Source organism: Streptomyces sp. NPDC048643 (assembly GCF_040650615.1).
In the GTDB taxonomy this organism is placed as follows: Bacteria; Actinomycetota; Actinomycetes; order Streptomycetales; family Streptomycetaceae; genus Streptomyces.
Window position 1 is genome coordinate 47,171 of the sequence record NZ_JBEZHO010000017.1, and the last position, 13,968, is coordinate 61,138.

Here is a 13,968-nt window from a genome sequence, read left to right on the forward strand (position 1 = left end):
GACCCGTCCCCCTCAGGGACGGACGGAGGGTCCCGCGGCTCGGAGGGGCTACGGGTTCCGGGTCAGGAGCTGTCCGGTGGGCTCGATGAACTCGCCCGCGGCGACGATGCGTTCGCCGCGCAGCCAGGTCGACCTGACGACGCCGCTGAGGGTCTTGCCGGCGTAGGCCGTGACCCGGTTGCGGTGCTGGAGCGCCGCCGGGTCGACGGTGAAGGTCTCGTCGGGGGCGAGGACCGCGAAGTCGGCGTCCCGGCCCGGCGCGATGGCGCCCTTGCGGTCGCCGAGGCCGACCAGTTCGGCCGTGCGGGAGGACATCCAGCGGACCACGTCCTCCAGCCCGTGGCCCCGCTTGCGGGCCTCGGTCCAGACGGCGGACAGGCTGAGCTGAAGGCCGGAGATGCCACCCCACGCGGTGGCGAAGTCGTCCGTCTTGAGGTCGGCGGTCGACGGCGAGTGGTCGGTGACGACACAGTCGATCGTGCCGTCGGCCAGCGCCTGCCAGAGCAGGTCCTGGTTGGCGGCCTCGCGGATGGGCGGGCAGCACTTGAACTCGCTGGCGCCGTCCGGGACTTCCTCGGCGGTCAGAGTGAGGTAGTGCGGGCAGGTCTCCACGGTGAGCCGCACGCCGTCGGCCTTCGCGGCGGCGATCAGCGGGAGGGCGTCGCTCGACGACAGGTGCAGTACGTGCACCCGCGCGTCCAGCCGCCGGGCCTGCGCGACGAGGCTCTCAATGGCGGTGTCCTCGGCGTCGCGGGGGCGCGAGGCGAGGAAGTCGGCGTACTTCTGGCCGCCCTTCTGCGGGGCGGCGGCCAGGTGGTGCGGGTCCTCGGCGTGGACGATCAGCAGGCCGCCGAAGCCGGCGATCTCGGCGAGGGAGCGGGTCAGCTGCTCCTGGTCCAGCTCGGGGAACTCGTCGACACCGGAGGGCGACAGGAACGCCTTGAAGCCGAAGACGCCCGCCTCGTGCAGCGGCCGCAGGTCCTTGACGTTGTCCGGGAGCGCGCCGCCCCAGAAGCCGACGTCGATGTGCGCCTTGGGGCGCGCGACGTCCCGCTTCGTACGGAGGTTGTCGACCGTCGTCGTCGGCGGGAGGGAGTTGAGCGGCATGTCGACGAGGGTGGTGATGCCGCCGGCGGCCGCGGCGCGGGTCGCGGTCCAGAACCCCTCCCACTCGGTGCGGCCGGGGTCGTTCACATGGACGTGCGTGTCGACCAGTCCGGGCAGCAGGACGTCGTCGCCGAAGTCCTCGAACCGGGCACCGGCCGGCACCTCGGCGTCGTGCGGAAGCACGGCCGTGATCTTCCCCGCGGTGACCGCGACCGAAGCGGCGCGCGTCCCTTCGGGAGTGATGACGCGCGTCGAGCGCAGCACCAGTTCGACGTCGGACACCCGGACCCCTCTCTCTGCCGCCGTTGAAGCCCGTCGACGCGGGTTTACTTCCACGTAACGAAATTCAACGTTCTGTTGAAGGAGTCTTCACTCCGACCTCCGCGCCGTCAAGAGTCCCCTTCACTCTCCACCCGCCCTCCGCACTCTCTGGATATTTCCACAAAGCGGAAGTAGACTTCCGGCAAGCAGAACGTAGTGACGTACAACCAGGGAGTCAACCGACTGCCGGGTAGGCTGCGTCTCTGCCCGTCCGTCACCGGCCACCGCCCTGATCGAGAGCCTTCGGGTCATGCCTCTCGATTCTGCGCCCTGAAAGGACCGCCGCCGTGTCGCCGTCCAGCGCCAGCACCACCGACGCCGCCAAATCACCCGCTCCCAGTGGTGGCGTCCAGTCCCTGGAGCGCGCCTTCGATCTGCTGGAGCGTATGGCGGACGCCGGGGGCGAGGTCGGCCTGAGCGAGCTCTCCGCGAGCAGCGGACTGCCGCTGCCCACCATCCACCGCCTGATGCGCACCCTGGTGGCCTGCGGGTACGTGCGCCAGCAGACCAACCGCCGGTACGCGCTCGGCCCCCGCCTGATCCGGCTCGGCGAGTCCGCCTCCCGACTGCTCGGCACCTGGGCCCGCCCCTATCTGGCGCGCCTCGTCGAGGAGACCGGCGAGACGGCGAACATGGCGCTGCTCGACGGCGACGAGATCGTGTACGTCGCCCAGGTGCCCTCCAAGCACTCGATGCGCATGTTCACCGAGGTGGGCCGCCGGGTGCTGCCGCACTCCACGGGCGTCGGCAAGGCGCTGCTGGCCCACGCCTCGGCCGACGAGGTGCGCGCGCTCCTCGCCCGTACGGGCATGCCCGCGGCGACGGAGAAGACGATCACCACGCCCGACGGCTTCCTCGCGGCACTGGAGGACGTGCGCCGGACCGGGTACGCGGTGGACGACAACGAGCAGGAGATCGGCGTCCGCTGCCTGGCCGTCCCGGTGCCCGACTCCCCCACCGCAGCGGCGATCTCCATCTCCGGTCCCGCGGGCCGGGTCACCGAGGCCGCCACCGACAAGATCGTGCCGGTGCTCCAGCAGGTCGCGGCCGAGCTGTCGCAGGCGCTGGCCAGTTCGGGACCCGGAGCCGTCTGACCGCCCGCCCGGGGTCTTCAGCCCTCGCGGCTGTCGCCCGGCTCAGCCGTTCCCGGCGGTCACGGCGAGTGAGTCCAGCCGCCCGTCCCTCATCTCCCGCACCGCGTCCGCCTCTTCGAGGCGGGCGCGGTCGTGCGTCACGAGGACGGTGGCCGTTCCGCGCTCCCGGGTGAGCCGCAGCAGCAGGCCGAGGACGGCCGCGCCGCGCTCGTGGTCGAGGGCGCTGGTCGGTTCGTCGACCAGGAGCACGGACGGCTCGTTGACCAGGGCGCGGGCGATGTTCACGCGCTGCCGCTGGCCGCCCGAGAGCTGGTGGGGCCGGCGGTGCGCCAAATCACCGAGGCCGACCGACCCGAGCAACTCCCTTGCGCGGGAGGTCACTTGCCGCCCGCCGTCCAGGTGGCCCATGACCCGGAGCTGTTCCAGGGCGGTCAGCGAGGGCAGCAGGTTCGGCTGCTGGAACACGATCCCGATCTCGCGCCGCCGCAGGACGGCCCGTTCCGCGGGGCTCAGCGTCGCCGTGTCCGTACCGCCGACGAGGACGCGCCCTTGGTCGGGGGTGACCAGGGTCGCCGCGACCGCGAGGAGACTGGACTTGCCGGATCCCGAGGGGCCGACGACGGCGGTGGTGGTTCCGGGCGGCACGACGAGGCCGACCTCGTCCAGAGCGGTCAGACGTCCGTCGCCGTCCGGATAGGTGAGGGTGACGGTGTCGAGGGTCAGGCTCATGAGGGCACTTCCTGGTGGTCGGTGCGGTGGTTCACGGCGCCGTCAGCGGGCGCTGCCCAGCGCGGTCAGCGGGTCGACGGCGGTGATACGGCGGACGGAGAGACCCGCGCCGAGCGTGCCGAGGGCGATCAGCACGGCGGCGGGTACCAGCACGGTCGGCCCGTTCAGGACGAAGGGGACGTCACCGCCGCGCACGAGAGCGCCGGCCCCGACGGCGAGTCCCGCGCCGAGCACGGTTCCGCCGGTCAGCATCAGCGCCGCCTGGCCCAGCGCGTCGCGCAGCAGGTACGCCGTGGAGGCTCCCAGCGCCTTCAGGACGGCGATGTCGGGGGACCGCTGGATCGTCCAGACCGTGAAGAACGCCCCGATGACCAGCGCCGAGATGACGAAGAGGAAGCCGCGCATGAGCTGGAGGGAGCCGTTCTCGGCCTGGTAGGAACCGATCGCGGTGAGGGCGTCGTCCCGGGTGAGGGTCTTCGTGCCCGCGGCCCGGTCACCGGCCGGCAGGTCCGCTCCGTCGGTCCGCAGAGCGATCACGGTCGTCGGCCCGGAGGGCTCGGTCCACACCACCGGCGTGTGGCTGTACGCGGCGCGCCCGGCCACGGCGGCGACGGTCCGCTCGGTTCCGCCGAGCCGCACCCGGTCCCCGGGGCCGGCGTCCAGCTCGGCGGCCGCCTTCTCGGAGAGGACGACGCGGCCGGGGCCGACGCCGTCCGGCGCGATCCCGGAACCCGGCCGCACGGCGAACGACGAGACCGCGGCCGTACGGTGCCCGGCGGACGCGTTCAGGGTGCGGACGCCGATCGGCTCGGCCGAGGCGACCCCCGGCCGGTCGGCCCAGGTCCGTACGGCGCGTGAGGAGACCTCGGCACCGGTGAAGGACACCGACTGCCCGGCGGGCGGCGCGGCGAACGCGAGGTGGTCGGCGGGCAGCCCGGTGACGGCCGAGGTGTTCTCCTCGGCGAGCCCGGCGGTCAGGCCGGACAGCAGCCCCACGAGCAGGGTGATCAGGACGACCACGGCTCCCATGAGGGTGAACCGTCCCTTGGCGAACCGGAGGTCTCTCCATGCGACGAACATGCCTCCCACCCTGCGGCCGGGGCCGCGTCCGGGGCATCGCGCCGGAGCATGGTTCCGCCGCGCCGAAAGGCGGAGCGGAACGGTGCTCGACGGCGGACCCGCCGGGGCCGGCGGAGGCGGCGAAGGAGGGCGGCAGCTTTCAACCTTTCGGTTGACCGGGGTCCGTGGGGACCCGTCTACGCTGGAACGACCATGAATGTCCCCCGCCGTTCCCCTGTCGTGGCCACCCTGCGCCTGTGTCTCTACGCCCTGCTCGTGGGGCTGCTGGCGCTGGTCGCCGTCCGTTCCGGGGACAGCGCCCATCCACGGGGCGTCGTCCTGTCGGTGCTCGCGACCGGCGCGGTGTTCGCGGCGGGCGCGTTCAGTACGACGGTGCGGCGCTCGCGCCGTGCGGCCGCTGTCTGGCTGACCGCGCTGAGCGCGAGCTGGCTGGTCCTCGTCGCGCTGTCACCGGACGCGCTGTGGGTGGCGTTCCCCCTCTACTTCCTCCAGCTGCACCTGCTGCCCGCGCGCTGGAGCGTGCCGGCCGTGACGCTGACCGCGGGCGCGGCCATCGCGAGCTTCGTGGCGCACGGCGCGCCCCTCACTCCCGGGGCGTTCATCGGGCCGCTCCTCGGGGCCGGAGTCGCGGTGGTGACGGTGCTCGGCTACGAGGCGCTGTACCAGGAGAGCGAGCGCCGCCGCGCGCTCATCGAGGAACTCGTGGCCACCCGCGCGGAACTGGCCGAGGCCGAGCGCACGGCGGGCACGCTCGCCGAGCGGGAACGGCTCGCCCGCGAGATCCACGACACGCTCGCCCAGGGTCTGTCCAGCATCCAGCTCCTGCTGCGGGCCGCGCAGCGCCTGCTGCCCGCCGACTCCCCGGCGGGCCCGCACCTGGAACAGGCCCGCTCGACCGCACAGGACAACCTCGCCGAGGCCCGCCGATTCGTCCGCGCCCTCACGCCCCCCGGTCTGGACGGGGGCTCGCTCGGCGCGGCGCTGGAGCGGCTGTGCCGTGCGGCCGCTGTGGACGCTCCCTCGGTTCGCTTCGCGGTGAGCGGGCCACCCACCGCGCTCCCGACCCCGTACGAGGTCGCCCTGCTGCGGATCGCTCAGTCGGCGCTCGGCAACACGCTGCGGCACGGGCGGGCGGACCGTGCGGAGATCACCCTCAGCTTCATGGACACCGCGGTCGCCCTGGACGTGGTCGACGACGGCGTCGGCTTCGCCCCCGGGGCCCTCGGACCGCACCCGGGCGGGACGGACGCGCACCGGGCGGACGGAGGCTTCGGTCTGCCCGCGATGCGTTCGCGCGCGGAGTCGCTGGGCGGCACGTTCACCGTCGAGTCGGCGCCCGGACAGGGTACGGCGGTGGCAGTCACCCTGCCGTTGCCCGCCGCGGCGGAGCCCGTGGGGAACGCGGCCGGGGGGCACGGCCGCCGCCCCCGGCCGCACACCGTCGGGACCCCGGTATGAGCGTCCGACTGTTGTTGGCGGACGATCACCCGGTCGTCCGCGCCGGGCTGCGCGCCGTGCTGTCCGCGGAGCCGGACTTCGAGATCGTCGCGGAGGCGCCGACGGCGGAGGCGGCGGTGGAACGCGCCGGGGCGGGCGGGGTGGACGTCGTCCTCATGGATCTGCAGTTCGGTCCCGGCCTGCACGGTGCCGAGGCCACCGCGGCGATCACGGCCCGCCCCGGTGCCCCGCGGGTCCTGGTCCTCACGACGTACGACACCGACGCCGACATCCTCGCCGCCGTCGAGGCGGGCGCCTGCGGCTACCTCCTCAAGGACGCCCCGCCCGAGGAGCTCTCGGCGGCCGTGCGCACGGCCGCCTCGGGTCACGCGGCGCTCGCCCCGACGGTCGCCGACCGCCTCATGGACCGGATGCGCACACCCGCCGCCGCGCTGAGCCGCCGCGAGCTGGAGGTCCTCGAACTGGTCAAGGACGGCCTCTCGAACCAGCAGATCAGCAAGAAGCTGTTCCTGAGCCAGGCCACGGTGAAGTCCCATCTGGTGCACATCTACGCCAAGTTGGGCGTGGACTCCCGTACGTCGGCGGTGGCGGCGGCCACCGAGCGGGGCGTCCTCCGCAGGCGGAGCTGACACACCGGTCGCGGGCCCGGGCGGGACGGTGGGCCCCCGGTCACCGTCAGCGGCGGTTCTCGCGTGGGGGCTCGCCGAAGAGGTCGACCGCGCTGCGGACGTCCGCGAGGCGGGTGGCGAGGGCGCTGACCGAGCCGATCGAACCGGCGATCAGTAAGAGGGAGCGGCGCAGCCGGGGTGTCTCGGGGACGCCGCCGGCGGCCATCGCGGCGAGCGCGGCCAGTTCGTCCTCGGCGATGCCGCGGTCGGGGAACTCGGCCGGATGCGTGGCGAGTTCACGGCGCAGTCGGGACACGGCGGTGCGCAGTTCCGCCACCCTCGGATCCTCGTCGCTGCCCGTCACTGGTCTCTGCCCCAAGCTCCGCAACACAGCTCTCCCCCTCGCACGCCGTTGTGCGTCGGCCCTTCTCGTGTCGGCCCCGCGCCCCCGCGGCGGTGGTCGGGCGCCGAGGGACGCGGGTCAGTAAACGCCACCCGGTGCGCCGGGCGCCACTGCCCGGACCGAAATTCAGCCCAGGGACATCGCGGTGGACGGCCCGGGTTCCGAGGCACGCCGGGGGCCGGTCGGGTATGCAGGGGACATGACGGAGAACAAGGACCAGGTGGCCGGGCTGCTGCTCGCCGCCGGTGGGGGGCGCCGCCTCGGGGGTCGCCCCAAGGCACTCCTGTCCCACCGGGGACGCCCCCTCGTCGAACACGCGGTCGAGGTGTTGCGGGCCGGTGGCTGCGCGAGCGTCCACGTCGTGCTGGGGGCGCGGGCGACGGAGGTACGGGAACGGGCCGCGCTGTCCGGATGCGTGCTCGTGGACAACCCCGACTGGGAGGAGGGCATGGGCTCCTCGCTGCGGGCGGGGCTCGACTCACTGGCGGACTCGGGGGCACACGCCGCACTGGTGTCGCTGGTCGACCAGCCGGGGATCGGCCCGGAGGCGGTGGCCCGGGTGCTCGGGGCGTACAGCTCGCCGCGGACGCTCGCCGCGGCGGCGTACGACGGGGAGCGCGGCCATCCGGTGCTCTTCGGCGCCGGCCACTGGGCGGGGATCGCGGCGACCGCCACCGGCGACCGGGGCGCGCGCGCCTACCTGAAGGCCCACCGGGACGCGATCACACTCGTGGAGTGCGGCGACGTCGCGCGGGCCTTCGACATCGACACGGAGGCCGACCTGGTCCACCTTGAGTGAACGGGATGGCACTGAGCGCCACCTTCTGTCGACTCAGAGAATCTCGACATCAACAAACCATTGAACTTCCACCATGAGGAAACTAGTATCCACTGATCAGAAGCGCCCCGCCGTGTCGAGGGCGCCCGGCGCCGTCCCCCCGCGCCCTGGCACCGGGTGCCACGGCGCGTCGACGCCGCCGTGGTCCACCCGCACAGCCCGTAGCAGCCCGCACGTAGTTCGCTGAAGGAAGTGACAGCTCATGTCCGCACCAGCGCCGTCCCCGCTGGCCATCGTCGACGCCGAGCCCCTGCCCCGGCAGGAAGAGGTCCTCACCGACGCGGCCCTCGCCTTCGTGGCCGAGCTGCACCGGCTGTTCACGCCCCGGCGTGACGAGCTCCTCGCCCGCCGTGCCGAGCGCCGCGCCGAGATCGCCCGCACCTCCACCCTCGACTTCCTCCCGGAGACCGCCGCCATCCGCGCGGACGACTCCTGGAAGGTCGCCCCCGCTCCGGCCGCGCTGAACGACCGCCGTGTCGAGATCACCGGCCCCACCGACCGCAAGATGACCATCAACGCCCTGAACTCCGGTGCCCGCGTGTGGCTCGCGGACTTCGAGGACGCCTCGGCTCCCACCTGGGAGAACGTGGTCCTCGGTCAGGTCAACCTGGTCGACGCCTACACCCGGAACATCGACTTCACCGACCCGAAGTCCGGCAAGTCGTACGCCCTCAAGGCGAACGAGGAGCTCGCGACGGTCGTGATGCGCCCGCGCGGCTGGCACCTGAACGAGCGTCACCTCGTCGCCCCCGACGGCACACCCGTGCCCGGCGCGCTGGTCGACTTCGGCCTGTACTTCTTCCACAACGCGCAGCGGCTCATCGACCTCGGCAAGGGCCCGTACTTCTACCTGCCGAAGACGGAGTCGCACCTCGAAGCACGCCTGTGGAACGACGTGTTCGTCTTCGCGCAGGACTACGTGGGCGTCCCGCAGGGCACGGTCCGCGCGACCGTCCTGATCGAGACGATCACGGCCGCCTACGAGATGGACGAGATCCTCTACGAACTCCGCGACCACGCCGCCGGGTTGAACGCGGGACGCTGGGACTACCTGTTCTCCATCGTCAAGAACTTCCGTGACGGCGGCGCCAAGTTCGTCCTGCCGGACCGCAACGCGGTGACGATGACCGCGCCGTTCATGCGCGCGTACACCGAGCTCCTCGTCCGCACCTGCCACCGGCGCGGCGCGCACGCGATCGGCGGCATGGCCGCGTTCATCCCCTCGCGCCGCGACGAGGAGGTCAACAAGGTGGCCTTCGAGAAGGTCAAGGCCGACAAGGACCGTGAGGCCGGCGACGGTTTCGACGGCTCGTGGGTGGCCCACCCCGACCTCGTCCCGATCGCGATGGCCTCCTTCGACGCGGTGCTCGGCGACCGGCCGAACCAGAAGGAGCGGCTGCGCGAGGACGTGTCGGTCGCGGCCGGCGACCTGATCGCCGTCGATTCGCTCGACGCCAGCCCGACGTACGACGGTCTCGTCAACGCCGTGCAGGTCGGCATCCGTTACATCGAGGCCTGGCTGCGCGGGCTCGGCGCGGTCGCGATCTTCAACCTCATGGAGGACGCCGCCACCGCCGAGATCTCGCGCTCGCAGATCTGGCAGTGGATCAACGCCGGTGTCGTCTTCGAGCACGACGGACGGACCGTGGCGGCGACCCCGGAGCTGGCCCGCGAGATCGCCGCGCGGGAGCTCGCGAACATCCGCGCCGAGATCGGCGAGGAGGCGTTCGCGGCCGGCTCCTGGCAGCAGGCGCACGACCTGCTCCTGAAGGTCGCGCTGGACGAGGACTACGCGGACTTCCTCACGCTGCCCGCCTACGAGCAGCTGGCCGGCTGAGTCCGCTCACGGCGCCGTACGGTCCGAGTGGCCCAGGGACTTCTCCGGGGCCACTCGGTCGCGTACGAGGCGCTTGACCGCCGTGGGTTCGGGGAAGCCCTGCTCACGGCGGTCCCAGACCACCTCGTCGTTGACCCGGACGACGAAGACGCCACCGGTGCCCGGCTTCAGGGACAGCTCGTCCAGCTCCGTCTCGAAGGTGGTGAGCAGCTCCTGGGCCAGCCAGGCCGCGCGAGGCAGCCAGCGGCACTGCGTGCAGTACTCGATCTGCACGCGCTGGGTGTCCGTCATCCGATCCGCCATCCGCTCCGTCGTCCGGTCCGTCATCCGAGGTGCACCGACCAGTCCTGTTCCGCCGCCGGTTTGCCGTGCAGGTCAGGGACGCGCTTGAGCCAGTCCGGGCGGCCCTGCTGGGTCCGCTCCGCGCGGTCCGCGTCCTCGGCCGCGAGCTGTTCACGGCTCGGGAAGTCCGTGGGGAGCCAGGCTGCGGAGGCCCGCACGCGCGCGAGGAGATAGCCGACGTACGCCTCGCGCAGGGCGTCGGGGCTCGCGAAGCCCGGCTCGTCCGTGAGCCAGGCGTCGGGCACCTGCGCCAGCACCGCGCGCAGCAGCTCCTCGGTCACCTTCGGCGCGAGTTCGGCGTCGGCGGCGCGGGTGTCCGGGCCGTGGCTGCCGAGCGCGTGACTCCTGAAGTCGTACGCCTTCTCCGGCGCCGAGGCGTCCCAGCGGTGGTGGAAGACGAGGGCGGCGCCGTGGTCGATCAGCCACAGCCGGGGCGGCGCGACACCGAGGGTGGGCCACACCATCAGGTTCGAGCTGTGGACCGTGCGGTCCACGTTGACGGTGAGGGCGTCCAGCCAGACCACCTTGCCCGCCTCCACCGGGTCGACCGGGAACACCCGCGCGACCTCGGGGGTGAAGTCCTTCGCGCCCGGCAGGTAGTCCATGCCGAGGTTGAGCCCGGCGCTGGCCCGCAGCAGGTCCTGGACCTCCTGGTGGGGTTCGTGCCCGCCGACGGCCGGGTCGAAGTGGACGAGGACCAGCTCGGGGAAGCGCAGCCCGAGGGCGCGGGCCAGTTCGCCGACGACGATCTCGGCGACGAGCGCCTTGCGGCCCTGGGCGGCGCCGGTGAACTTCACGACGTAGGTCCCCAGGTCGTCGGCCTCGACGACTCCGGGCACGGAGCCGCCCGCCGTCAGTGGGGTCACGTATCGAACAGCAGTCACGTCGCGCAGCACACTCGCCACTGTAAAACAGCCGGCCCCTCCACCCTCCGGCCGCCCGGCACGTCCGGAGGATCGATCCAGGCCCCCGTCAAGCGGCGGCCAACGGGTTCGGCAGCGGCACATAGCGGGCGTCCGCGCCGTCCGCGCCCGTCCAGCGGAGCAGCAGGTTGGTCTTGCCGGGCAGGGTGGGTGAGGTGAGCAGCGCGGCGATCTCGGGGAGGTTCCCGGCCGTGTCGTGGCGCAGGAGTTCCGCCCGTACGGCGGGCCAGGGGTCCGTGCCCGGGAACCGCTCGGCGAGCAGCGCGGCCAGTTCGGCGAGGTGGTTGACGACCAGGCAGTACACGAGGCGTTCCCAGCCGGCCTCGCGGTTCACGCCGGGCAGCAGTTTCACGCCTTCCGCGTCCCGGAACAGGGCCTGCACGGGCCGGCCGGCGGCGTCGACGGCCACGACCGTGTTCTGCAGGTGCGCCTCGACGACGACGCCGTGCCGGGCGAACGCCTCCAGGACCGGGGGCACCACCTGACGGAGGTAGGCGGCCCACCAGTCGGTGGGGTCGGTGAGCCGGTCGAGCGGGCTGCCGTCGAAGCCCTCCACGAGGGCTGCGGCGAGCAGCGGGGTGGCTCCGGGGACGAGGTGGCCGGCGAAGCCGTCGCGGACCAGGACGGCGAGTTCCTCGAAGGCGAAGTCGGCGGTGCGATACCCGCGGTCGCTCAGCCAGGCGGCGGGCCCGCGCCCGGCGGCGAAGGCGGCGGCGGTCGCCGCGTCCGTGGCGCGCAGCTTCAGCAGGTCGTGCCGCCACAGCCGGCGGATGTCGTTGGTGATGCGCACGTCGAGGCTGAACTTGACGAACACGTCGTCCTCGGGCGCGTACAGCGTGCGGATGGCGGCGGTCGGCCACAGAGGGCGGCCGGTGCGACCCAGTCGCCGGAGCCGGCCGTCGGCGAAGGCGTCGCGGATCGCCGGGGAGGACCGGGTGAGGGCGAGCTGCCAGGGGTGGGCGGGCAGCAGCCGGTAGCCGGGCGGCGCCTCGCCGAACGCGTCGACGGCGGTCGTGTCGCCGTCCTCGACGACGGCGTCCTCGCGCACCGCGAGGAGGTCCACGGGGAAGGCGGCGTACGCCTCGGGGGCGTACGGCAGCCAGTCGTCGACGGGGCCGCCGCCGCGGATCTTGGGCGCGGGATGGTGCGGATGGCCGAGGACCAGGGACTGCTCGGAGCGGCGGTACGGATCCTCGGGCGGTGTGGCCCGCGCGCGGGCCCGCAGGAGCGCGGCGACGACGTCCCGGCTGCCGGTCATCTCGGCCGGCAGCTCGGAGTTGGCGACGCCGGTCGCCCGGAACAGTTCGTCGGCCGTGAGCCGGACCAGCTCCGCGTGACCGAGCGGGCGCCAGGCCCCGTCGGCGCACACCTCGGGGTCGGCGGGGCGTCGGGTACCCCGTACCCGCAGCAGCGCGCCGCCGGCGGGCAGACGGTGAACGCCCGGTTCCGGTGTGGGTTCCGCGACTTCGCGAAGGAGACAATTGAGCAACGGGGCGGCGGCGTACGCGTCGGCGGCCTCGTCCGTGTCGACCCTGGTGAGCGCAGGGAACACGGTCGGCTTGAAGTCCACGCGATCCATCCGGTCCGTTCGATCCATACGGTGCACTGGTGATCAGTATGTCTGCCCCGGCGGACGACCGCGACGCAGTCCCGTACCCAAGGAGCCCGCCCGTGCCCCGTCCCTCCACGCCCGACACCGAGGCCGCGTTCGCCGAGGAACTGAGCGATGTGCGCCCCGACCTGTCGGCGCCGTACGCGGCCGCGCTGCCCGGCGCCCGGGCGGCCGTGCTGACCCGGCTGTGGCGCGCGCTGGCCTACGAGCCGCTGCCGTGGATCGCCGACCGGTCCGACGACGGTGACCGTCACGGCGGCGGCGGCGGCCTGACGGTGCGTCTGCGGGACGGCCGCCGGTTGCACGGGCCGCGTCCGGACCCGTACGCGACGGACGAGTACGTCACCGAAGTGTGGCTCGACGGGAGGCCGTACGAGCGACCGGAGCGCCTCGTGGACGCGCTCGGTGTCCCGCACGGGGCTTCCTTCTCGGCCGAACTCGGCAACAGCGTCGCCTCCTTGGCGCTGTCGCGGGCCGACCGGGCGCCCGGCGTCCCGGGACCGGACGCGGCGAGCTGGGAGTGGGAGCAGCGGATCGTGGACGGGCATCCGTACCACCCCAACTGCCGCTCCCGGCCCGGGTTCTCGGTGGCCGAGCAGTTCGCCTACGCGCCGGAGCACCGGCCGTCGGTGGAGCTGGGTCTGGTGGCGGCGGACGACGCCCTCGTGACGGGCGAGTGGCCGAAGTGGCTGCGGGACGGGGAGCGGGTGCTGATCCCCGTGCATCCCTGGCAGACCACGCACGTGCTGGGCGCCGAGGTCCAGGAGGGCTTCCCCGCCCGTCCGTTGATGTCCCTGCGCACCCTCGCCGTGCCCGGCGGACCACATGTGAAGACGGCGTTGAGCGCCCGGCTGACCTCGTCGGTGCGGGACATCTCGGTGTACTCGGTCCGGACGGCGGACACGGTCTCGGCGTTCATGGAGGGACTGACGGCCCGGCTGGACGCGCCGCTGCACGTCACCCGCACGGTCGGCGCGGCCTCCGCCGGGGTCGCCGATCTCGCGGCGGTGGTGCGGGAGTCCCCCGACGAGTACGCCGGTGAGGGCGAGAGCTGCGTCCCGGTGGCCGCGCTGCCGTTGACCCGGCTGCCCGAGAAGCCCGCGTGGCTGGCCGAGTTCACCCGGCTCGTCCTCGACGTGGGGCTGCGACTGCTGGAGCTGGGCGTGGCGCTGGAGGCACACGGCCAGAACCTGCTGGTGGTGCTGGACGGCGCGGGCGACCCGGTGCGGCTCGTCTACCGCGACCTGGCCGACATCCGGGTCGGTCCGGCCCGGTTGGCCCGCCACGGTGTCCCGGTCCCCGGCCTGTCGGGCCGTATCGTCACGGACGACGAGACCGCCCTGCGCCGCAAGCTCTTCGGCTCGCTCGTGGGCGGCGCGCTCGGCGCGACGGCGGGATCTACGGCCGCGCTCCGCGACGCGCTGGAAACGGTCGCACCGGACCTTCCGCGCACGACGGACCTGCCCGCGCTGCTGAGTGAGCCACTTCCCACCAAGGCCCTCACTTTGATGCGGCTCTCCCCCGGCACCCCCGGTGACCAGTGGACTCTGCTGCCTCAACCGCTCGGCGGACCCGTCCCGTCGTGAGACGCGACGCCTCTCGTTTTGAAGCGCGGC

The 13,968-nt window shown here is 73.2% G+C and carries 13 protein-coding genes; 6 read left to right on the forward strand and 7 right to left on the reverse strand.

Going from position 1 to position 13,968, the window contains the following annotated elements:
• Positions 1-48: 48 nt before the first annotated feature.
• Positions 49-1,389 (reverse strand): allantoinase AllB, encoded by a 1,341-nt coding sequence (gene allB / locus AB0C62_RS18905; RefSeq protein ID WP_362974517.1) that lies wholly within the window; start codon positions 1,387-1,389, stop codon positions 49-51.
• Positions 1,390-1,715: 326 nt separating this feature from the next.
• Between allB and AB0C62_RS18910 the strand changes: the two genes are divergently transcribed.
• Positions 1,716-2,522 carry an IclR family transcriptional regulator gene (locus tag AB0C62_RS18910; RefSeq protein WP_081220106.1) on the forward strand — a complete coding sequence of 269 codons (807 nt, stop codon included), beginning with the start codon at positions 1,716-1,718 and terminating at the stop codon, positions 2,520-2,522.
• Between the two features lie 42 nt (positions 2,523-2,564).
• On the opposite strand, the gene AB0C62_RS18915 is transcribed toward AB0C62_RS18910, so the two are convergent.
• Together AB0C62_RS18915 and AB0C62_RS18920 are read right to left on the reverse strand one after the other, a co-directional pair.
• On the reverse strand, positions 2,565-3,251 hold the full coding sequence (locus AB0C62_RS18915) for an ABC transporter ATP-binding protein (protein WP_362974519.1): 687 nt from the start codon (positions 3,249-3,251) through the stop codon (positions 2,565-2,567).
• 42 nt (positions 3,252-3,293) lie between these two features.
• A complete protein-coding gene (locus AB0C62_RS18920; protein WP_362974521.1) occupies positions 3,294-4,331 on the reverse strand; it encodes an ABC transporter permease in 1,038 nt (345 codons plus the stop codon).
• Positions 4,332-4,523: 192 nt separating this feature from the next.
• On the opposite strand from AB0C62_RS18920, the gene AB0C62_RS18925 reads away from it, so the two are divergent.
• Positions 4,524-5,789: a sensor histidine kinase gene (locus AB0C62_RS18925; RefSeq protein ID WP_362974523.1), complete on the forward strand. Its 1,266-nt coding sequence runs from the start codon at positions 4,524-4,526 to the stop codon at positions 5,787-5,789.
• Positions 5,786-6,418, forward strand: a complete 633-nt coding sequence (locus AB0C62_RS18930) for a response regulator transcription factor (RefSeq protein WP_362974525.1) — start codon at positions 5,786-5,788, stop codon at positions 6,416-6,418. The genes AB0C62_RS18925 and AB0C62_RS18930 overlap by 4 nt, the downstream gene beginning before the upstream one ends.
• A 46-nt stretch (positions 6,419-6,464) precedes the next feature.
• Here AB0C62_RS18930 and AB0C62_RS18935 read toward each other — a convergent pair whose 3' ends face one another.
• Positions 6,465-6,788 carry a DUF5955 family protein gene (locus AB0C62_RS18935; protein WP_362974527.1) on the reverse strand — a complete coding sequence of 108 codons (324 nt, stop codon included), beginning with the start codon at positions 6,786-6,788 and terminating at the stop codon, positions 6,465-6,467.
• 211 nt (positions 6,789-6,999) lie between these two features.
• Between AB0C62_RS18935 and AB0C62_RS18940 the strand changes: the two genes are divergently transcribed.
• Positions 7,000-7,599 carry a nucleotidyltransferase family protein gene (locus tag AB0C62_RS18940; RefSeq protein ID WP_362974529.1) on the forward strand — a complete coding sequence of 200 codons (600 nt, stop codon included), beginning with the start codon at positions 7,000-7,002 and terminating at the stop codon, positions 7,597-7,599.
• Between the two features lie 241 nt (positions 7,600-7,840).
• Positions 7,841-9,475: a malate synthase A gene (gene aceB / locus AB0C62_RS18945; protein ID WP_362974531.1), complete on the forward strand. Its 1,635-nt coding sequence runs from the start codon at positions 7,841-7,843 to the stop codon at positions 9,473-9,475.
• A 6-nt stretch (positions 9,476-9,481) separates the two neighbouring features.
• On the opposite strand, the gene AB0C62_RS18950 is transcribed toward aceB, so the two are convergent.
• The 3 genes from AB0C62_RS18950 to AB0C62_RS18960 form a co-directional block, all read right to left on the reverse strand.
• On the reverse strand, positions 9,482-9,766 hold the full coding sequence (locus AB0C62_RS18950; protein ID WP_362974533.1) for a SelT/SelW/SelH family protein: 285 nt from the start codon (positions 9,764-9,766) through the stop codon (positions 9,482-9,484).
• A 32-nt stretch (positions 9,767-9,798) separates the two neighbouring features.
• Positions 9,799-10,713, reverse strand: a complete 915-nt coding sequence (locus tag AB0C62_RS18955) for a HipA family kinase (RefSeq protein ID WP_362974535.1) — start codon at positions 10,711-10,713, stop codon at positions 9,799-9,801.
• A 76-nt stretch (positions 10,714-10,789) separates the two neighbouring features.
• The gene (locus tag AB0C62_RS18960; RefSeq protein WP_362974537.1) at positions 10,790-12,319 is read right to left on the reverse strand and encodes an IucA/IucC family protein; all 1,530 of its coding nucleotides are present in this window, start codon (positions 12,317-12,319) and stop codon (positions 10,790-10,792) included.
• A gap of 92 nt (positions 12,320-12,411) precedes the next feature.
• Here AB0C62_RS18960 and AB0C62_RS18965 point away from each other — a divergent pair, with 92 nt between their 5' ends.
• Positions 12,412-13,938, forward strand: coding sequence for an IucA/IucC family protein (locus AB0C62_RS18965; RefSeq protein ID WP_362974539.1), 1,527 nt, complete (start codon positions 12,412-12,414; stop codon positions 13,936-13,938).
• The last annotated feature ends 30 nt before the right edge of the window (positions 13,939-13,968 follow it).